Origin of the sequence: Ekhidna sp., from assembly GCF_039960695.1 — a bacterium.
In the GTDB taxonomy this organism is placed as follows: domain Bacteria; phylum Bacteroidota; class Bacteroidia; order Cytophagales; family Cyclobacteriaceae; genus Ekhidna.
Map to the genome: position 1 here is coordinate 48,082 of NZ_JBDVKP010000008.1, position 18,136 is coordinate 66,217.

The window sequence follows — 18,136 nt, forward strand, 5'->3', positions numbered from 1 at the left end:
TGCAAAAGTAATGAAAGGAACAGGCTGTATTTAACAGCCTTGACCTGAAATTTTTACAGTATCGTTTTTACGAGTGGTTTTCAACCTTAATGCAGTACTAATCGTTTCCAAAACCTTATTCAATGGTTCTTTATTGAATGACATGGATAGTCTACAGCTCTGAAGCTTTTCATTGGAAAGTTCGAATTCAACATTGTAATATTCGCCAAGCTCTTCGAGGGCTTTGCTTAAAGGAGTTTTGTCGAAGTTAAATACACCATTTCTCCAGCTCATAATGTTTTCTGAAGGAATTTCACTGAACCTAACGGCTGATGTTTTTCTATTAAAAATGGCTTCATTCCCGGCAGGCACCTGTGTTTGTTCTCCTTCTTTTTCGAAAGCTACCAAGCCTCTATCCACGTAAAGTTTCACTTCATTTTCTGAGGTGATGAGGTTAAATGCAGTGCCCAATACTTTTACATCCACGCCGTTTACATCAATGATGAAGGGTTTTTCACTTTTCTGAATATCGAAATATGCTTCTCCTTTGAAAGAAACATTTCGAGTATCACCGAACTCTTCAGGATATGTGAATGAAGAATTTGCATTTAGAATTCCAATAGATCCATCAGGAAAGGACACGCTCACCTTTTGATCAGTAGAAGCAATGTGTAGCTGTGATGGGGTTGGATTATAAAGGAAGATTGAGATGGAAAGTATAGCCAGAATAGTAACCGCCGCGGCAATTTTCATCCACATAAAACCTTTGTTAGGGTTGTGAACCTTCTGATTCAACTTATCCCAGGCTTTGCTTTCATCTATTTCTGGTGCATCCATTTCTGTATGCTGAAATAGGAACTCAACAAACCCGTCCTCCTTTTCAGAAGGCTGCTCTTGGTAGTTGAGGTGGTTATATACTTCCAGGTCTTTCGCCATACTTATTTATCAGTCAATCATATTAGGGACAACCCCTAATAATTTTTCACTTTTTTTAATTCATATGCTCTTTATAGTGTTTGTACACATGTTCGAGAGATTCCCTCAATTTTTTCAGGGCAATTCCCATTTGATTTTCTACTGTTTTCTTTGAAAGATCAAGTTCCTCAGCAATCTCTTCATATGTCATGCCTGCATGCCTGCTGAGCATAAAAATCTTTCGACATTTCTTAGGAAGGGCATCCACCGCAGATTGAATGTATTTCTTCAGCTTCTCATTTTCACCTTCATCCTTTTTTGGCATACTCACGCTGAGCATTACTTCGCTCACATCAGCCATTGATTGCTGCTTGGGGAGTTCCAGTTTGATGTAATTCAGGCACTTGTTTTTAACAGCAGAGTAGAGGTAAGTCTTGAGTGTGGTTTGAATTTCGATGTTGCTTCGCTTTTCCCAGATATAAAGAAACACCTCTTGCGCCATTTCTTCAGCAATTGTTGAATCACGGACGTAAGTGAATGCAAAGCGATACAATTCTTTATAATACCTCTTGAAAATGACCTCATACGAAGTAAAGTCATTACTCTTCACTTGTTGGAAAAGCAAAAGGTCATTGTCGGTACTCATGCGGATTATTGAAGCGTATTGGTAATTTCAGAGAACAAGTTTAATGATGGATTTACTAATCCAAAAAAGTAGTTCTCCGCGAAGATAGAAACAATCAGGTTTTCTGACGGAATTACATAAATCTGTTGCCCAATTCCCCCACTGATGTAATAAATTTCATCGTGATCTACTCCAAAAATTCCTAAAAAATCATCTCCAAACAATTGCCAGATGTATCCAGTATTCAGTGATTCGGAGATTGCATACTGGATAGATGTAGCATCAGCGATAAAATTAGGGTCGATGATTCTTCTACCTTCCCAGGTTCCATTATTAATAAAGAGGTATCCAAGTTTAGTCCAGTCCAGCAATGAGATAGCAACTCCATCACCACTGTTGAAGTTGCCGGATGGATCCACATCGATTTCAAAAGTGTTAATGGTAAGCGGATCGAGCACATTTTCGATTAGGAAGGTTTCGAAATCTTGTCCTGAGGCATTTTCTATAATTTCAGTGAGTAATACTCCAGCTCCTGTATTGAAATTATAACGAAGACCTGCAGGAGCTTCCATGGGTTTTTCAAGAATGAATCTGATCCAATCGCTGGTAAGTTTCATTTGATTGAGGTCATTTTCCGGACTAAACGGCTGTATACCTTCGTTCCAGGAAAAACCAGCTCTGTGAACTAATAAATGGGCAATAGTAATTGCTTCCTTGTCGGGATCGTTAGTGAAAATGTCTGCGTATGCTGGGAGATAGTCTGCGATTGGATCATCTATGGAGAGAAGCCTTTTGTCATCTGCGACACCAATAGCTGCTAAAGCAAAGCTGAGACCTGCACTTCCAATATTCGTAATCAGTGACCTGTTTTTAAGTGTGGTTTCCCTTAAAACCACTCCTTGAGACGGAGTTGTGCGATTATAATAATTTTCGAATACAAGTTTATCGTTGCGAATAATGATAAGTCCATTGATTTCAAGAAACTGGTTGGCTTTTATAAGTTCATTCAAATCTAAAAGGGCCTGGCTTGATAACCTTTCGTCATCGGGTTGCGCATATTCCCATATTTCTTGATCTGGTGCAACATCATCGGCAATGTAGCATGAGGTAAGAATGATAAGTGTTAGGAAAAACAATTGTTGGCGCATCAGGTAAATAACGTATAGTTTCCATGCTGATCCGAAGCTGGAGCAGGTTTCATGAATGAAACATCATTGCCTTCAATATCCCTGATTTTTGGAGTAACAGTATGTGTTAAAAATTCCTCTTTATGCTCTTTACTGAGTAATTCGCTCAGCTCATCCTCATCTTCAGATTCCAGCCATCTCCGAGTCGAAGAAGTATCCATGATTGCAGGCATATCATCTTGGAAATCAATAATCTGCTCATTTGCTGGCCGTGTGATCATTATAAAAGAATGGGTTCCTTCATCGTTTTCTTCCCACAGACCTGCCACAGAAAATACTTTTTTGTCTGGGTAGAAAAAATAATGAGGTACTTGCTGTTTTTTGGCCACCTGTTTCCAGAGATAAAACCCATCCATGGGAATCACGCAGCGGTGGGTTGCTAGCTTCTTCCTATAACTAGGTTTATTCATTACTGAGTCCATTGGCAGATTGAAAAATTTTGGACTCATGGCTTTGTTATTAGACCACATAGCCATCAAACCCCAATTGAAGAACGAAATCTTTTCTGTATTTACGCTAGTTATTAGCGGTAGAATCTTTGTTGGAGCCGCGTTGAATTGGGGTTCATAAGTGTCGGGCACTTCAGCACCTAAAACAAGCGCAAGCTCATCTGGTTTTAGTGTTATGGTGTATCGATCCAGCATTTTTGGCAATTTAATACGAGAACATGGGTTCCTCAATTTTCATTTTGTTCCAAAACCAAATTTTTATTTTAATGGATGGGTTAATTTTGACATAGAATTAAAGACGATCTAAATGGCGGAAGTAATAAGAATGCCCAAAATGAGTGATACCATGGAAGAAGGTGTAATTGCCTCATGGTTGAAAAAAGAGGGTGATGAGGTAAGCTCTGGTGATGTTTTAGCGGAAGTAGAAACTGATAAGGCTACAATGGAATTGGAGTCATATCAGGATGGAATCCTCCTGCATATAGGTGTGAAAGAAAAAGAGTCAGTTCCTGTAGATGGCATATTGGCCGTGATCGGAGAAAAAGGAGAAGATTTTAAGCATCTGCTGGAGGAAGCCGGCAATGGCCAATCTTCAGTGAGTGAGCCAACCGAGATGAAAGAAAAGGAATCTAAAAAAAGCTCTGGTGAAGAGATCGACACAAGTAATATCAATGCCACTATCATTCGTATGCCCAAAATGAGCGATACGATGGAAGAGGGGGTCATTGCGTCGTGGCTAAAGAAAAAGGGTGATAAAGTAGAGGCTGGTGACATTCTAGCGGAAGTAGAGACAGATAAGGCGACTATGGAGCTAGAAGCCTATGAAGATGGTACACTTTTATATACTGCAGTTGAAGCAGGAAGTGGTGTTTCCGTCGATGGTGTGATCGCCATCATTGGTGAACAAGGGGCCGACTATGAGACTTTATTAAAAGCAGAAAAACAAGGCGGAGAGGATACTAAAGAAGAAGTGAAAGAAGTGAAAGTGGAGGCTCCACAAAGTGCTTCGTCTGCTACACCAACAGCGACTCCACAATCAAGTACGCCTCCATCTTCAAGCAATGGAAGAATTAAAGCGTCACCGCTGGCTAAAAAGATAGCGTCAGAAAAAGGAATAGATATTTCTCAAGTGAGTGGTTCGGGTACGGACGGAAGAATCGTTAAGAAGGACGTAGAAGACTTCACACCTTCATCTCAACCTAAGCAGGAAGCATCTGCATCAGGCGATCAGCCAGCAATTAATATTCCGCAAGTAGTAGGAGAGGAGATATCTGAAAAGATGGAGCTTTCGCAAATGCGCAAAGTGATTGCGAAACGTTTGAGCGACAGCAAGTTTGCGGCACCTCACTTCTATCTGACAATGGAGATCAATATGGATAAAGCCATTGAGGCTCGAAAGTCCATGAATGAAGTAGCTCCTGTAAAGATCAGCTTCAATGATATGGTAGTAAAAGCTGCTGCAGCCTCCTTGCGTCAGCATCCTAATGTGAATGTAAGCTGGATGGGAGATCATATGGTGAAACATTCGCATATCCATATGGGTATTGCTGTTGCCATTCCAGATGGATTGATTGTGCCTGTGGTAAAATTTGCGGATAACAAATCATTGTCGCATATCTCAGCTGAGGTAAGAGAGCTGGCTCAAAAAGCTAAAGACAAGAAATTACAGCCCGAAGAATTTTCAGGAAATACATTTACTATTTCTAACCTTGGAATGTTTGGAATAGAAGAATTTACTGCTATTATCAATCCACCAGACGCATGTATTATGGCTGTTGGTGGAATAAAAGAGACCGTGGTGGTAAAAGACGGTGAGATGTATGCAGGTAATGTGATGAAGGTAACGCTTTCGTGCGATCACCGAGCTGTGGATGGAGCCGTAGGGTCTGCATTCCTTAAAACATTTAAAGACCTTCTGGAAGACCCGGTTAGAATTCTGATCTAAATCTGACTTATTAGTCATGCTGAACTTGTTTCAGGCGCTATTGGTTAGATTCACCTGGATGCCGAAATGATTTGAGCATCCACTACTACAATTTTTAGCATACCTAATGGAAAAAATAAGATCTACAACCGTCCTTGCAATAAAGCACAATGGTAAAGTGGCAATTGGTGCTGACGGTCAGGCAACGCTTGGCAATACAGTCGCCAAATCCAATGTGAAGAAAATCCGAAAATTGGGAGATGGCAAAATAGTGACGGGTTTTGCTGGCTCCACTGCGGATGCTTTCACCTTGCTGGATCGGTTCGATGAAAAATTAAGTAGCTATTCTGGAAACTTGAAGAGAGCTGCTGTAGAGCTTGCTAAAGACTGGAGAACGGATAGATATCTCCGAAAGCTCGAAGCAATGATGATTGTGGCTGACAAGAATGAAGTCTTGGTCGTTTCTGGAACAGGGGATGTATTAGAGCCCGATAGTGATATTGCTTCCATTGGTTCTGGAAGCATGTATGCACGTTCTGCAGCTTTGGCATTAAAGAAACATGCACCAAACCTGACTGCAGAAGAAATGGTGCGAGAAGGTCTGACGATAGCGGCAGATATCTGTATTTATACCAATCATAATTTAGTTGTTGAAGTAGTGGAATGATAGCTATTTAGCTACTATCGTTGCATCAAAGCTGCTGTTTTTGCTAGCTACGTTTCCTTCCTGATCTTAAGATCCGATGGTGAATTTTTTAAATTCCCATTAATCGTACCCCTCATTGACATCTTCATACCAGTGCACTCACCTCACTGGCATTTTTCCTATTAACATCAACTTCTTCTTAAGTTATCACTTAGATGGAAAACTGAAATCCAATCAGAGGCTCCTTTTCGTAATTAAATATTTTATGAAAATTAAGATCCTACTTTTATTTCTGATTGCATTATCGTCATGTACATCAAAGGCATTAGTCGTTGGAAGGAATGTTGTCTATTACAAAAATGAGCTCTACTATCAGCAATTAGATTCAACAAACTACATGTATCAAAAAATTAAGTTTAATCCTATGCAACAATCAGACTATGATAGTTATGTAAAATCATTTCAAAATAAGGGATCATAATGTGTTGTAGCAAAACCCAAAGAGATAGAATATTCTAATTGTTACAGTTAAATATGAAGTGGCCTAGGCAACGCCCATTTTCCAAGCTAGATAAGAATACTAGAATCATTATTAAAACACTTATCATATCCCTCTTACTAATTGCTTTATATAACAAATGTGAATCTCGAAATAGTGAAAGACCAAGATTGCAAATCAGTGATGAAGTGGATAGGATAATTTGCTAATGCGAAACAGGCATTGCGTCAAAGCTGCTGTTTTTTGTTAGCTGGGTTTCCTCTCTATGACTTATTTTGTATTTCTCAATTTATTCATCCTAGTTAACACCCCTGTGCCGATCAAGTCAGTAAGTACGTGTTTTCCGTCTTTTATAATCTCTATTTGACTCTCAACACCCGCTTCAAGCAACTTTGCATGCCTGTCTTTTGCTGCGTTCATCCAATATGAATCCTTATCTCCAACGACAAACCGGACCTTTACACCCTTGAGCTTGACCAACTGATCTGAATTCCGTGATCCAGGATTTCCTGCCATTCCAGTGATGGAGTGGAAGTATTCAGACATACTCATTACCAAACTGAAGATACCGGAACTGTTTGCACTGAAGCAGATGGTATGAAATTTATCACCCTCGACCTGATAGTTGCTATTGATGTGGTCCAAAAAGGCAGATACCTCTGCTTTATTGCCAGTATAGATGGGAAAGTCAAGAAGTATCCACCCTTGCGTATCCTTGACATCTCGCCAGTAGTAAGACTGATCATCTCTGGAAGCAGCTTCGGATGGACCAACAGCCACAGGATAAGTCTGTTTTGGGTTAAAATTTTCAGGTAGTTGAATTGCGTAACTGATCTTCTTTCCCTGATAATCGAAAGATTTAAATTCCCGCTTTGAAGTCTGAGCCGCACAACTGCAGCTCAGACCAAATAACATAATTACTAAAAACCTACTCATGTTATTTTCCTTCAATGCCTTCTATCACGCCATCCAAATAGGCGTACTGGTTTTCTGGAGCAAGCTTCCGAGCTTCTCGATAGTATTTCAAGGCGAGTTTCTTGTTTCCATCTTTCAGATAGGCTTCTCCTAAGCTGTCCGTAAAGCCCCAGATAAACTGGTGATCAGCGTTCTTCTCCACATTCATAGAGAATACTTCAATGGCTTTTTTGGTATCACCACCAGTAAGCAGCTGATAGCCATATTGGTTGAGCTGAAAAGCATTCGCCGTTGGCAGTGCCTGATCCATAACTTTTTTAGCTTCTTCTACTTCTCCCTTATTAGCTAACAATCCTGCCTTTACCTGAAGGTTTGAAAAGCCGCTACTCATAGCAATGGATTGATCAATCCATGCCATTGCTTCTTCGTGATTGGTATCGTTTTGTAAGCAGAAGTTTGCAGCCTGCATGTAGCCTCTCCAGGAAAAACCAGCCGGTCCTTTCAGCTCTGCTCGGGCATTATCAATAACTATAGCATCGACATCAAAGGAGATATTAAACGGAATCTCCAGTTCTGCCCAGCGGAGAACTGCAGTTACTTCATCCCCTGACCTATTTATAAAATCATAACTCAGCCAATCCTGCATGGAGATTTCATTGGTCTTCACTTCCGCCATCAATACTGCTTCAGACTCAGCAGGATAGTTTGTTCCCCAGGATTTAGCATACTTTGAAAGTATGATACGAATGTTTTCTTTGTCTTTAACAAACATGAAAAGACCATACGTGCCAGCAGCAATCGGCTGTCCTTCTATTTTAGCGTCGTGAGAAAATGTAATGGTTGTGTTTTCATTCGCGCCTGCTCGCCATATAGCTCCAAATGGCACCACACCACCCCAGATTTGCCGATCGTTGGCACCAGGACTGTGATAGGTAATAGTTACATCTGAGATGCCTACCCGCTGCGATATTTCAGCATACTGGCTAGGTCTAGGCAAGGTAATGTTTTGTGCAAATACCATTGATGACATTATCATCAATGCCAAAATGGTAATTGCCTTGTTTGAGTTGTAGTTCATGACTTTCATTGTTTTAATCTTTTGAAATAAGATTACGGAGGAGTAGAACCACGCAATGAATGTTTATGATCAAGTGTTAACGATGTGATAAACCGTTGAATTTATCCTAAATATTGCATGATTTCTTGCCGATAAGAACGACCTGATTGCAAAACCTTTCCATTCTTCATAGTAAACTCATATTCGTTATTGCTGATGTATGAGCACTTTTTAATATATCGTCTATTCACAATAATGGATCTGTGTATGCGCAGGAAATCTTCCGGATCGAGTAGATCAGAAATTGTATTCATGGTAGAGCGATAGAGATGTGTTTTATCTGGAGTTTGAAGGTTAACATAATTTCCATTGGCTTCAATGTACAGGACTTCATCCAACTCCACCTGCAGTTCCCAGCCTCTATCTGCTATTGTAATTTGATTCAAGAAATCATCTTGCGGTCTTTCAAAATCTTTGACCATTTTCATGAGCTTCTGATTGAACTCTGAAGTCTTTTGTACTTCAAAATGCTTCAAGAGCTTTTGAACGGATGCGTTGAATCTATCTTCGTCGATAGGTTTGAGTAGATAGTCAAGTGCGTGGATGTCAAATGCCTGGATAGCATAGCTATCATAGGCTGTCGTAAAAACGATGTAGGGAAGTTGCTTAGGCTTCATGCGCTTCAGGACCTCAAATCCGTCAAAATCAGGCATCTGTACGTCTAGAAAAACCAAGTCAGGTTCTTTGAGGTCAATGACCTCTACGGCCAATTCACCATTCTTTGCTTCAGCAATTACTTTTATTTCAGGGTGTGTATCTAATAATTTTATTACCCGTTGACGGGCCAGATATTCATCATCGACTATAATGGCTCTTATCATGACTGCTGAAAAGGGAAAGTGATTTTTGTAATATACTTGGCGCCTTCCTGACGCTGATTAAATGTTTGCTCATCTCCATACATCTGCTTTAGCCTTTTTGAAACATTTGAGGTGCCTATCCCATAACCTTCCAATTTTTGATCGCCATTGGCCTCCATATAATCATTAGCGATCTCAATGGTTACTTTGGAACCATTAGTGCGTGACGCATATACAGATATTTCGCCACCATTAGGGCGTTTTGAAATGCCGTGCTTAATGGCATTCTCAATGATTGGTTGGAGAAGCAAAGCGGGTACCTGAGCATGGGAAACATTTTCATCAATGGAAAAGTCAAGTGCAAGTCTATCCTGGAAGCGTATATGTTCGATTTCTAAGTACGCTTTCACATATTCCATTTCGCTTTCCAAAGGGATGAGATGCTTTTTATCCTGTTCAAGGATTTCTCGCATGAGGAAGCCTAGCTGGGTGAGCATCTTCTGTGCCTTCTTAGGGTCAATATCAATCAGTGAGGTGATGGAATTAAGCGTATTGAATAAAAAGTGAGGATGCAGCTGCATTTGCAAGGCATTCAACTTTGCGGCGTTCAACTCCTTCTGTTGTAACGCGTAGCGGGTGTAGTAGGAGATGCCCATGATAAGCATCATGATGATCCAGTACTCCAGAAAGCTGGAAAGTAGCCCGGCTCCAAGGGCTACCTTGTTTCCAGGCGTAAAAAATCCACGCAAGAAACCGGAATATGCATAATAAGCAAAGTCATACAAACGCACCGCAAGCAGTCGATGGAAGCCAGCAACTAAAATGCTTAGCAATAGGTGAGAAATAGTTGATTTAAAGGTTGTTGGTTGATTCTGAAAATAGGTAGCTACTTTGAGTAATACCCTAAATAAAATTGCCCATAACACGTAGTTTATACTGATCCGGGTAGCAACCGCAAACCAGCTAAAGTCGTATCCATAATCATTGATGAGATAATCGATGTATAGGCGTAGAACAAGCAGACTGCTTACTACTAAGGCAAGCATAAACGCATGTTTTGTTCTAAAGCTGCTAATATTCATTTAACTATTGAATAGTGGATTTATTCTAAGTTAAAATTACGTGTTTGATGGTTTTATGCTTTTATTATGTGATCAATGGATAATTTAGTGATGGTAATCATCATAATTTTACAACCAACCGACAACTACTAAAATGAAAAAATCAACCCTTTTTTTAATCATGCTATTGACCGGAATCATGGTGATATCCTGTAGTCAAACAGCCAAGACAGATGAGGAAGAACAAACGAAAGAACAAGCGGCAGAACAACCCGAAGCTACGTCAGGGGAGATTGACGAGTTGACCTATCAGGATGTGGTAGCCATGGTATATGATGATGAGGGCGAACGGATTGAGTGGCATGGGGAGGAGATGCCCAATGAGCTTACAGAATTCTTGATCATTACCAACGGGGAGCCTTGTGGTGAGGGAGAATGTGGTAATCGTTTGGCACTTACCAACACTTCAGATCGCTCAATTACTGCGATTATACGCGGGGATTATGATCTCGAAGGCGATCAGGGGTACATCCCACGCAAGTATGTCATTGGTGCAGGAAAGAAATTCATGATTGGCTGTTCACATTTATGTTTTGGAGGAAAAGCATATGAGTTCCCACGAACGATTGTAGCAAGCGCATACACGGAAACTGAGTAGTCAACAATTAAATATCAATGAGTAAGAATGCCGAATTAACAGGCATTTTTTCTTTCGGTCTCAGAGGTAATTTATGTTCTACATTCTCGTTACTTATTTCATGAAGCGTGAAATGAAAAAACCTATTTTTTCGATTCTTTTGGGCTCTTTTAAGGAAAAGAATTTACTTCGCGTCTCGATTTGAATGTATCCTTTATTTTAGAACCTAAACCGAAAATGAAATCTCTAAAAGTTAGTTTGATTCTGATATTTGTTTGTGCATTGGCAATTCAATCTGCTGGACAGGAATCGCTGCAAGAAAAGTATGACGACCTGCTGGAAAGCACCGAAACGTATGAACAGTATAAGGTAATCCCAAGAACGAAACTGAATGGATTTTGGCGCGAGGTAAAAGATTCATTGAATCAGAATATACGAACAATCAGTGATCAACGAACCCAGATTGTGGATCGGCAAGCGACTATTGTGATGTTGAATGCCAATGTTTCTGATCTTCAGTCGCGGTTAGATGAAAGTCTGAATATGAACGACTCCATCTATTTCATGGGCATTTCGTTTTCCAAGGTTGGGTATCATTTCATGGTTTGGCTTATCATCATTGTGTTAGCCGTATTGGGTGTGATCTCCTACCTGATGTACATGCGCACCAACCGGGTGACTGCTCGCGTGAAAAAGGAATACGACAAACTCAACTCAGCGTATGAAGAGCACAAAGCTAAAGCCAGAGAAACGCAAGTAAAGCTTAAGCGAGAGTTGCAAACAGCCATTAATCAACTGAACGAGAAGAGATAGAAAGTCTGATAAGAAACTATCGTTTGAAGGAGATCTTGTAGTTCCTGCAGTTAGGACAGGAGCTGATGCTGGAGAGAGGCTTACACTAATTGGGAGTTCTTTTGTAAAAAACGAACATAGCAAAGCCAATTGTGATCAATGCAAATCCGATGCTGGTAAAAGCAGGAACTAAATTGGAATTTCCGCTTGAATAAAATGAAAGTGCTATTATTAAAAACAAAACTCCGGAGAAGAATTGTAAGTAGATAAACCCTTTTTTGACCTTCGCTTTTTGCGTCATAGAATAATTATTTCTTCGAAATTACTTTAATTAAGCAACTCAGTTGCAATAGCCCGAGCAATAGGTTTCAGCACTTCAGTTTCTTACCTGCCTGCCGACAAAGGCAGGGCAACTGATGAGCGGGATGTTTATCAGACTCCTAAGTATGGCCATGCGTTATGTCGTTTGTTACAGTGCTGTTTTATACGTCTATGCTGATTGTTACTTTACCTCCAAGCCCCTTCTCAACTATATCATATAGTGTCTTGAGTGTTAAGTTGCTTCCGTCGTTCTCAACCCTTGAAATGTATGTTCGCTTCTTGTCAACAAGCTCACCAAGTTGCTGTTGGGTCAAGTGTTTATCTTCTCGTGCTTTACGTAATAAAAGTCCAACTTTTAAGCCTTCAGCTTCACGTTCAAGTTGGTCACGTCTTGGAGTTCCTTTCTTTCCATAGACGTCATCTTTAATTGTTTTCCAAGATTTAGTTTCCATGTTTGTTCGTTTTGTCGTGATAATATTCGTCCATTATTCTCAAAGCTTTTTCAATTTCAGACTTAGGTGTTTTCTGAGTTTTCTTTTGAAATCCATTCAATAGAATCACCAATCTTCCTTCGTCAAAAAAGCAGAACACTCTCCATATATTCGAACCCAGTTTAACTCTAGCTTCGTAAAGTCCATCAGTTCCAGCCAAATGTTTTAAATAGTTACTAGGAACTCGTTCGAGTGTTTCAATTGCTTCTATTATTTTGAAAACCTTGTCCTGAACCTTTACAGGTAGCTTGCTAAGGAATTCCTCAAAATAGTGTTTGTAAGCAATGACCTCTCGGATCTTGTTCATACGACAAAGGTAACTTAAAAGTTACTTTACATCAAGTGTGTTGGGGAAACGGCTTCTATAAAATCGACTGAAAGGAGATTCATGAGGGGATGTGCGGCATGTATGTATAGAAGAGGGAGGGAAATGAAAGTAGCAGAATGGGTGGTGAAGCGGTTCTGTTTGCACTGAAACTGGTAGAAAACACACAGGTATATTCGCGCTAGTGCTTGTTGGAGTCTGTTTTATTCAGTTTTAGCAAGTAGGTTGTTTCGTTAGCAAGTTCGAATGTTTCGTAGTTGATCTGTCCAGCAGTTATTAGAAGTTGTTCTTTCGTCAGCCAGTTGGCAGACGTTACGGTGTGTTCACCGAAATCAATGTTGAAATACTCGTTAAATCCGTTTTGGTTGAATTCAGATAGAATAAACTCGTTAGGGTAGATCGGGTAGCTAATCATATCAACAAATGAAAGCATCAGTTTTCGGTTGGGAGAAAGTCGATATTCAGGTCCCAATATGTAGTGACTACCATCGTTAAGGTTAATGAGATAATCATGCTGTTCCTCCCAATTCTCAAAGTTCACTAGTAGTTGGTTAGCGTCATCCCAAACTCCTTTAAGTATGTAAGTTTCGTGATACTCACCGTCATCAAAATTGCATACCGTGTCTTGTTTGGTGTTCGCAAGTTGAACTATAAAACAGGAGTCAGTTTTTGTTATTATGTTGTTAGGTGTTGAAAGAGGAATAGGAGTCGAGAGGATCTTATTCTGGAGTGAGTCGGCTTGTTCTTGAGTCAGCTCTGAAAAAGTTAGTTCGTAACCTCCAGTTTGTCTGTTCTCAAGCAATTTTTTAGGAATAATGTCTGCTTTAGTCTCTGGCTTAGCAGGTTGTGGTTCCACTGTGGTAGAAGTATCTGATCTAGCAGAATCAATGTTCGTAGTTGAAGTTGGTTTGTCAGCTACTTGCTTCTTAGTTGTTGTTCCACAGGCGAAAAGAAAGGTTAGGAGAAATAAGAGGTTAAGTTTCTTCATTTGATCTGGGAGACAATGGACTCCAACGTCCAACTAGCGAGAGTATGCCCACCAGTTGTAAAGAGCACTAAACTAGTGAAACTGCCCAACACCTACAAAGGCAGCTACGAAGCACTGCGTTCCGCAAGTTTATATCCAGAAAGACGAAAGGGAGAGAGGGGAAATTAACCTAGCAGAATGGACAGTGAAGCGGGCTAGTTGCGCTGAAACTGGCAGAAAGCACTTTGGCATATTCGCGCTAGTGCTTGTTATATACCGTCACTTTTTCTTGGGTAGATATCTAAAGTCTCGCTTTATCTCCGTTCCGTTGTTGTCATAATAAATCTGTTCTACCCATTGTGGATCTGGATCCGTTATAAAAGCTGGAGATTTCGTCTCTGGTTTTTTGGAATAGTCATAGACAATTCGAGCAGTTCCGTCAATTAGTTCACCTTGTTCGTTACGATAAGAGCGTTCAATTACTCTATCCTGATCGTCATATTTTGACTCTACAATTGAATAGTTGTGGCCGTCTTCAACCTTTACCAGAATTTCTTGATTGTCATATTTTTCTTCCTTGATTCTCCTACCATTTTCGTCATAGAAGTATTTGAAGATGCAGGCTTTACCACTAAGTTCCTTGTTATGATCTAGTTCACGTTCTTTAGTTAGGTTTCCCTTAGAATCAAATTTTGCTTGGACAATAGCAAGCCCGTTCGTTAGTAGCTGGCCAAATTCGTCAAGGTATGCCGTTTCAATCTTATTCCCTCTTTTATCGTATTTGTAGGTTACGGATGCTGGCCCTACATACTCAGTTCGAAATGGCTTTTTATCTTGATCAAAGTAGCTCTGCTTAGTCAAGTTTCCTCTCTTGTCATATTTATTTTCAATAATCGTAATTCCCATTGGGGTATCTTCCAAGTTGCCTTGACTGTCGTAACTAATTGTGTAAATAAGGTTATCTGATTTATCGTAATAATCTATCTCTTTGGCATTGTATCCATTGTCCTTAACAACTTCTCTCATTCCTTCGAGATTCAGAGTGATGTTAGCCGGTTGGTCTTGTGCTAAGCAGTTAAATGAAAGTAATATGAGAAAGGGGAGATAGATTGGTTTCATCTGAAATGGTATATAATGCCAAGCTAGCAAGAGTGCGCCCCGAGCCTGACAGAAAGCACTAAGATAGCGCAGCTACCCGGGATGCGCAATCCAACAACTACAATCTGCCTGCCGGCATGGTAACGGAGCGGTGAAGTAACAGATGAAACTTGTAGAAAGCACTTGGGCGCATGCGTGCTAGCAACTGTTAGCGATAAGTTTTTCAATACCGTTCTTCGTTCTTGTATGAGCTAAGATCGATCAAGAAATCGCCTATTTCTCTAAAGTTAGAATAGCTATTGTTATCTGGTGACCATCTGTTTACAACATGGTATTCATTTTCAAAGTGTTTCTCTAGAATCCATTCTGACCCGTCAGTTCCAAAACCCCAAGCTCTGGTTGTCGGCATCCTATCAAATCGCTTGTCCTCGAGAAGTCTTTGGAATTCTTGCCAAGTTTTATTTGAGACCTTAAGTATATTGGTTTCTACAACTGAGCTATCAGGGTTCCATTCCATGGGTGTTCCGATTTTACCATCAAGAATTGCCCGCTTTAGTGCAGAACTTTGAACCATTGAGGTATCAAGTTTTTGCCGTCTATGTTCAGGGACCGGCTTCCAAGGTTCAATAAAAGTCATTTTTTTCTCTAATAGAATAATGTTTCCATTATTCCTTTCAAGTCTAAGAATAATAGCTGGATGGAAGGACCTCAGCCAGGTTAGTCTATAAATCTCTCGATCTAAAAAGTAGTTATACAAGACAGGTTCATCTGAAAACCATAAATCATCTGAAAACCATTCAACTTTGGATGTATCAATTTTAACATCAATCCGATCTGCCCATTCAATCGAATCAATGAAAAGTTCAAGAGGAAAGTAATGCGTCGAGTCAGTTCGTGGTTCCCTTAGTTTATTTGAAATGATTGGGTTGTTCGGATAATCGTATGGAACAAGTGTTAGAAGAAAGACGATCAAGAAAATTGAAACTTTCATCTAGGAAGAGAATTATCGCTAACGCTCAGATATGGCGCTGTGGCCTCCGAGCATAATTAATAGCGATAAAAATAGCTTATCTGTCCGCGCCCGGCAAGGGTGTGCATTCAAAGTATCAGACTTGCACTGCTCCATTCCTGATAAAAATCGCCCACGAGCAGAAGTAAGTAGATAGCACTTTGATATATACACTTTAGCGTTTGTTAGGCTGCTTCCTTTTCATCACCATTCACTTCGAAAAATTCAGACATTTTGGTTAACAAATTGCCTAGTGGCTTATTCTGCTCCATAGTGTTGAAAAGTTCGTTGTTCAGAGACTTATCATATGTTTGACCCCCTCTGATCTTTAGAAGTTGGGGAAACCTTTGATAATTTTTGAGTTGGTAAAGTGCATGAGAAATGTACTTTTCTTCATACTGTGATTCAGGAATCATACCATTTAAGAAAATTACTTCTATATAGTCAGGAAGTTGCGGAATCAACTGTTCTTCAATAAAACTTCTGCCTTTCAATCTGTTGTTGTAGCAAAAAAAACTCTTGCCTTCAAGCTCGTCCAAGTAGTTTTTATATGAGTTTTCAAACCTGATATTCTGAATGTAAAAGAATGGGAATAGAAAAATAAGAAAGGGAATAGCAATTAGCACGATGACAGCACTAAGAGCTACCCAAGGAGACACTTTTAATATTTCGGTTATCTTTTTCATGGCACAGATGCTGCCTAACGTTCAGCTATCGGTTGTATGCCCACAGCTTGTAAAGAGCACAATCTAGTGAAATCTGCCGAAGCTCACAATGGTTCAAAGTGGCACTGCGTCTAGAAAGATAAAAACTCCTGCGAGCTGCAGTCGGTAGAAAGAACCGAACTTTCCTCAGCGGCAGATTCACGGTCAAGTTGCACCGAAACCAGCAAGAAAGCACTTTGGCATATAACCGATAGCGCCTGTTACAGCCCGTTCTTTTCCAGTTTGTTTAAATGGATTTCAAGAGATCTTATCCCAGAGTTCTTGAGTTCAACTAGGTTCTTGGGCTTGATTATGAAGGAAGTTCGTTCAGAGTCACCAATTACAGATGTTCCCTCGCTGGCTATCAAGGTTAATGTATCTCCAGAAAGTTGGTAAGTTCCCTCGGAAGTTATCTCGACAGATGAATAGCCGAGTTGCCAAGTTTGGTCGTCATACACGCCTAACCAAATTCCACCCAATGGAGCTTCTCGATAGGCAGATATTAATAGTTGTTCGGTCTTCGGGTTCGGAGGAAAGAGAATTACTTCATGGATCAAAATTAGTGTGATTATGATAGCACTTGACGCAAGTAAACTATATCCTGATCTTTTCCAACTCTTAGAGTTCCGCTTGAAAATTGCAATTATTGTGAACGTTAGCGTTACAAGAAGTCCAAGAATTCCAGTTAGTAAAATTATTAATCCAAAGAGAAATGAACTCATGGCGGGTTATGGGCTGTAACGCTCAGATATTGGCGCCATGGCCCCCGAGCTTAATTAATATCGATAAAAGTAGCTTATCTGTCCGCGTCCGGCAAGGGGGTGCATTCAAAGTATCAGACGGACACTGCGCCAAACAGATAAAAACTCCCACGAGCAGAGGAAGTAGAAAGCACGTCATTTTCTCGGCGGTAGACGAAACGGTCAAGTTCTGTGAAGTACGTAGAAAGCACGTAAGCACATGCCTTATACATTTTGTTAGCATTTCGCGTTGTTCAGGCCTTATACTTAGTCATAAGTTATGTGATGCTGGCGCGTTAGACTTTTTAATTCCTCGTTCAGCAATGCTATCCATATTCTCGGAAGTTATTTTGTTGATCTTTTGAGTGTATTTAGGATTAACAAGCTTACTAAGTTTATCAGTTATTGATTGGATTAGCTGATATCGTTCACGTGCGGTTGTAATACCTTCGTTAAAGAGGAAATCCATAATTTCATCGTGGTATTCAAGTCCATCGTTTTCTCTAAGTAAGTCTGCAGTTTTCCATGCCACTTCATTCAGTCTATGTTTTACTTCAGCCCGAACTTCCTCGTTATGGAGTTCGGCCGTGAAGACCCAGAAATAGTTGGAATGAATTTCTAGCAAATTCATATAAACTTTAAATCTTGCTGCTTCTTTTTTCTTTGATTTATCAGTTCGGTTTTGGAAATATCGAGATAATAAAGCTCCTGTAAGAGTTATCAAAATGCCACTCAAGAAAGCGACGGCAAGTTCAATGATTTTGGGTTCTTCCATTTGGTGAGAAGTGAATGCTAACGCTCAGGTAAAATGCTGTGTGGCCCGAGCTTTCTTAATAGCACTAAAGTAGCGATTCAGGCTCCAACTCACAACGGTTCAGATACAGCACGTTCCACAAGTATTTTTCTGAGATGAATTAAGAAAAGTAGAAAGCACA

General features: G+C 40.1%; 21 protein-coding genes. 5 read left to right on the plus strand and 16 right to left on the minus strand.

Going from position 1 to position 18,136, the window contains the following annotated elements; translation table 11 throughout:
- Nucleotides 1-30 precede the first annotated feature (30 nt).
- The 4 genes from ABJG98_RS05290 to ABJG98_RS05305 are packed head-to-tail and all read right to left on the minus strand — an operon-like array spanning nt 31 to nt 3,350.
- Nucleotides 31-915, minus strand: a complete 885-nt coding sequence (locus ABJG98_RS05290; protein WP_348278442.1) for a FecR domain-containing protein — start codon at nt 913-915, stop codon at nt 31-33.
- Nucleotides 916-970: 55 nt separating this feature from the next.
- Nucleotides 971-1,540: an RNA polymerase sigma-70 factor gene (locus tag ABJG98_RS05295; protein WP_348278443.1), complete on the minus strand. Its 570-nt coding sequence runs from the start codon at nt 1,538-1,540 to the stop codon at nt 971-973.
- A gap of 5 nt (nt 1,541-1,545) precedes the next feature.
- Nucleotides 1,546-2,667 (minus strand): serine hydrolase, encoded by a 1,122-nt coding sequence (locus ABJG98_RS05300; protein ID WP_348278444.1) that lies wholly within the window; start codon nt 2,665-2,667, stop codon nt 1,546-1,548.
- A complete protein-coding gene (locus ABJG98_RS05305; protein WP_348278445.1) occupies nt 2,667-3,350 on the minus strand; it encodes an SOS response-associated peptidase in 684 nt (227 codons plus the stop codon). The genes ABJG98_RS05300 and ABJG98_RS05305 overlap by 1 nt, the downstream gene beginning before the upstream one ends.
- Before the next feature lie 112 nt (nt 3,351-3,462).
- Between ABJG98_RS05305 and ABJG98_RS05310 the strand changes: the two genes are divergently transcribed.
- From ABJG98_RS05310 to ABJG98_RS05320, 3 genes are all read left to right on the plus strand, one after another.
- Nucleotides 3,463-5,100, plus strand: a complete 1,638-nt coding sequence (locus ABJG98_RS05310) for a pyruvate dehydrogenase complex dihydrolipoamide acetyltransferase (protein WP_348278446.1) — start codon at nt 3,463-3,465, stop codon at nt 5,098-5,100.
- Nucleotides 5,101-5,206: 106 nt separating this feature from the next.
- Nucleotides 5,207-5,746, plus strand: a complete 540-nt coding sequence (gene hslV / locus ABJG98_RS05315) for an ATP-dependent protease subunit HslV (RefSeq protein WP_348278447.1) — start codon at nt 5,207-5,209, stop codon at nt 5,744-5,746.
- Nucleotides 5,747-5,990: 244 nt separating this feature from the next.
- Entirely contained in the window at nt 5,991-6,206 is a 216-nt protein-coding gene (locus tag ABJG98_RS05320; protein WP_348278448.1) for a hypothetical protein, read from the plus strand.
- 288 nt (nt 6,207-6,494) lie between these two features.
- Here ABJG98_RS05320 and ABJG98_RS05325 read toward each other — a convergent pair whose 3' ends face one another.
- The 4 genes from ABJG98_RS05325 to ABJG98_RS05340 form a co-directional block, all read right to left on the minus strand.
- The gene (locus tag ABJG98_RS05325; RefSeq protein ID WP_348278449.1) at nt 6,495-7,160 is read right to left on the minus strand and encodes a hypothetical protein; all 666 of its coding nucleotides are present in this window, start codon (nt 7,158-7,160) and stop codon (nt 6,495-6,497) included.
- A gap of 1 nt (nt 7,161) precedes the next feature.
- Nucleotides 7,162-8,217 (minus strand): DUF2911 domain-containing protein, encoded by a 1,056-nt coding sequence (locus tag ABJG98_RS05330; RefSeq protein ID WP_348278450.1) that lies wholly within the window; start codon nt 8,215-8,217, stop codon nt 7,162-7,164.
- A 101-nt stretch (nt 8,218-8,318) separates the two neighbouring features.
- The gene (locus ABJG98_RS05335) at nt 8,319-9,077 is read right to left on the minus strand and encodes a LytTR family DNA-binding domain-containing protein (protein ID WP_348278451.1); all 759 of its coding nucleotides are present in this window, start codon (nt 9,075-9,077) and stop codon (nt 8,319-8,321) included.
- Nucleotides 9,074-10,102: a histidine kinase gene (locus ABJG98_RS05340; RefSeq protein ID WP_348278452.1), complete on the minus strand. Its 1,029-nt coding sequence runs from the start codon at nt 10,100-10,102 to the stop codon at nt 9,074-9,076. The genes ABJG98_RS05335 and ABJG98_RS05340 overlap by 4 nt, the downstream gene beginning before the upstream one ends.
- Before the next feature lie 169 nt (nt 10,103-10,271).
- Between ABJG98_RS05340 and ABJG98_RS05345 the strand changes: the two genes are divergently transcribed.
- Together ABJG98_RS05345 and ABJG98_RS05350 are read left to right on the plus strand one after the other, a co-directional pair.
- A complete protein-coding gene (locus ABJG98_RS05345; protein WP_348278453.1) occupies nt 10,272-10,775 on the plus strand; it encodes a hypothetical protein in 504 nt (167 codons plus the stop codon).
- 216 nt (nt 10,776-10,991) lie between these two features.
- A complete protein-coding gene (locus ABJG98_RS05350; RefSeq protein WP_348278454.1) occupies nt 10,992-11,567 on the plus strand; it encodes a hypothetical protein in 576 nt (191 codons plus the stop codon).
- Between the two features lie 461 nt (nt 11,568-12,028).
- Here the strand turns inward: ABJG98_RS05350 and ABJG98_RS05355 are convergent, their stop codons facing one another.
- From ABJG98_RS05355 to ABJG98_RS05390, 8 genes are all read right to left on the minus strand, one after another.
- The gene (locus ABJG98_RS05355; protein WP_348278455.1) at nt 12,029-12,319 is read right to left on the minus strand and encodes a helix-turn-helix transcriptional regulator; all 291 of its coding nucleotides are present in this window, start codon (nt 12,317-12,319) and stop codon (nt 12,029-12,031) included.
- The gene (locus ABJG98_RS05360) at nt 12,309-12,665 is read right to left on the minus strand and encodes a type II toxin-antitoxin system RelE/ParE family toxin (RefSeq protein ID WP_348278456.1); all 357 of its coding nucleotides are present in this window, start codon (nt 12,663-12,665) and stop codon (nt 12,309-12,311) included. The genes ABJG98_RS05355 and ABJG98_RS05360 overlap by 11 nt, the downstream gene beginning before the upstream one ends.
- A 199-nt stretch (nt 12,666-12,864) precedes the next feature.
- Complete coding sequence (locus tag ABJG98_RS05365) at nt 12,865-13,671, minus strand: hypothetical protein (protein ID WP_348278457.1); 807 nt, start codon at nt 13,669-13,671, stop codon at nt 12,865-12,867.
- Nucleotides 13,672-13,929: 258 nt separating this feature from the next.
- The gene (locus ABJG98_RS05370; RefSeq protein ID WP_348278458.1) at nt 13,930-14,676 is read right to left on the minus strand and encodes a hypothetical protein; all 747 of its coding nucleotides are present in this window, start codon (nt 14,674-14,676) and stop codon (nt 13,930-13,932) included.
- A gap of 295 nt (nt 14,677-14,971) precedes the next feature.
- Entirely contained in the window at nt 14,972-15,739 is a 768-nt protein-coding gene (locus ABJG98_RS05375) for a hypothetical protein (RefSeq protein WP_348278459.1), read from the minus strand.
- A gap of 203 nt (nt 15,740-15,942) precedes the next feature.
- Complete coding sequence (locus ABJG98_RS05380) at nt 15,943-16,443, minus strand: hypothetical protein (protein WP_348278460.1); 501 nt, start codon at nt 16,441-16,443, stop codon at nt 15,943-15,945.
- 239 nt (nt 16,444-16,682) lie between these two features.
- Nucleotides 16,683-17,183, minus strand: coding sequence for a hypothetical protein (locus tag ABJG98_RS05385; RefSeq protein WP_348278461.1), 501 nt, complete (start codon nt 17,181-17,183; stop codon nt 16,683-16,685).
- Nucleotides 17,184-17,472: 289 nt separating this feature from the next.
- Complete coding sequence (locus ABJG98_RS05390; RefSeq protein ID WP_348278462.1) at nt 17,473-17,976, minus strand: hypothetical protein; 504 nt, start codon at nt 17,974-17,976, stop codon at nt 17,473-17,475.
- Nucleotides 17,977-18,136 lie beyond the last annotated feature (160 nt).

Coding starts and splice junctions, on each gene's coding strand:
- ABJG98_RS05290 (WP_348278442.1), bottom strand. CDS start 915: ATGGCGAAAGACCTGGAAGTATATAACCACCTCAACTACCAAGAGCAG.
- ABJG98_RS05295 (WP_348278443.1), bottom strand. CDS start 1,540: ATGAGTACCGACAATGACCTTTTGCTTTTCCAACAAGTGAAGAGTAAT.
- ABJG98_RS05300 (WP_348278444.1), bottom strand. CDS start 2,667: ATGCGCCAACAATTGTTTTTCCTAACACTTATCATTCTTACCTCATGC.
- ABJG98_RS05305 (WP_348278445.1), bottom strand. CDS start 3,350: ATGCTGGATCGATACACCATAACACTAAAACCAGATGAGCTTGCGCTT.
- ABJG98_RS05310 (WP_348278446.1), top strand. CDS start 3,463: ATGGCGGAAGTAATAAGAATGCCCAAAATGAGTGATACCATGGAAGAA.
- hslV (WP_348278447.1), top strand. CDS start 5,207: ATGGAAAAAATAAGATCTACAACCGTCCTTGCAATAAAGCACAATGGT.
- ABJG98_RS05320 (WP_348278448.1), top strand. CDS start 5,991: ATGAAAATTAAGATCCTACTTTTATTTCTGATTGCATTATCGTCATGT.
- ABJG98_RS05325 (WP_348278449.1), bottom strand. CDS start 7,160: ATGAGTAGGTTTTTAGTAATTATGTTATTTGGTCTGAGCTGCAGTTGT.
- ABJG98_RS05330 (WP_348278450.1), bottom strand. CDS start 8,217: ATGAACTACAACTCAAACAAGGCAATTACCATTTTGGCATTGATGATA.
- ABJG98_RS05335 (WP_348278451.1), bottom strand. CDS start 9,077: ATGATAAGAGCCATTATAGTCGATGATGAATATCTGGCCCGTCAACGG.
- ABJG98_RS05340 (WP_348278452.1), bottom strand. CDS start 10,102: ATGCTTGCCTTAGTAGTAAGCAGTCTGCTTGTTCTACGCCTATACATC.
- ABJG98_RS05345 (WP_348278453.1), top strand. CDS start 10,272: ATGAAAAAATCAACCCTTTTTTTAATCATGCTATTGACCGGAATCATG.
- ABJG98_RS05350 (WP_348278454.1), top strand. CDS start 10,992: ATGAAATCTCTAAAAGTTAGTTTGATTCTGATATTTGTTTGTGCATTG.
- ABJG98_RS05355 (WP_348278455.1), bottom strand. CDS start 12,319: ATGGAAACTAAATCTTGGAAAACAATTAAAGATGACGTCTATGGAAAG.
- ABJG98_RS05360 (WP_348278456.1), bottom strand. CDS start 12,665: ATGAACAAGATCCGAGAGGTCATTGCTTACAAACACTATTTTGAGGAA.
- ABJG98_RS05365 (WP_348278457.1), bottom strand. CDS start 13,671: ATGAAGAAACTTAACCTCTTATTTCTCCTAACCTTTCTTTTCGCCTGT.
- ABJG98_RS05370 (WP_348278458.1), bottom strand. CDS start 14,676: ATGAGAGAAGTTGTTAAGGACAATGGATACAATGCCAAAGAGATAGAT.
- ABJG98_RS05375 (WP_348278459.1), bottom strand. CDS start 15,739: ATGAAAGTTTCAATTTTCTTGATCGTCTTTCTTCTAACACTTGTTCCA.
- ABJG98_RS05380 (WP_348278460.1), bottom strand. CDS start 16,443: ATGAAAAAGATAACCGAAATATTAAAAGTGTCTCCTTGGGTAGCTCTT.
- ABJG98_RS05385 (WP_348278461.1), bottom strand. CDS start 17,183: ATGAGTTCATTTCTCTTTGGATTAATAATTTTACTAACTGGAATTCTT.
- ABJG98_RS05390 (WP_348278462.1), bottom strand. CDS start 17,976: ATGGAAGAACCCAAAATCATTGAACTTGCCGTCGCTTTCTTGAGTGGC.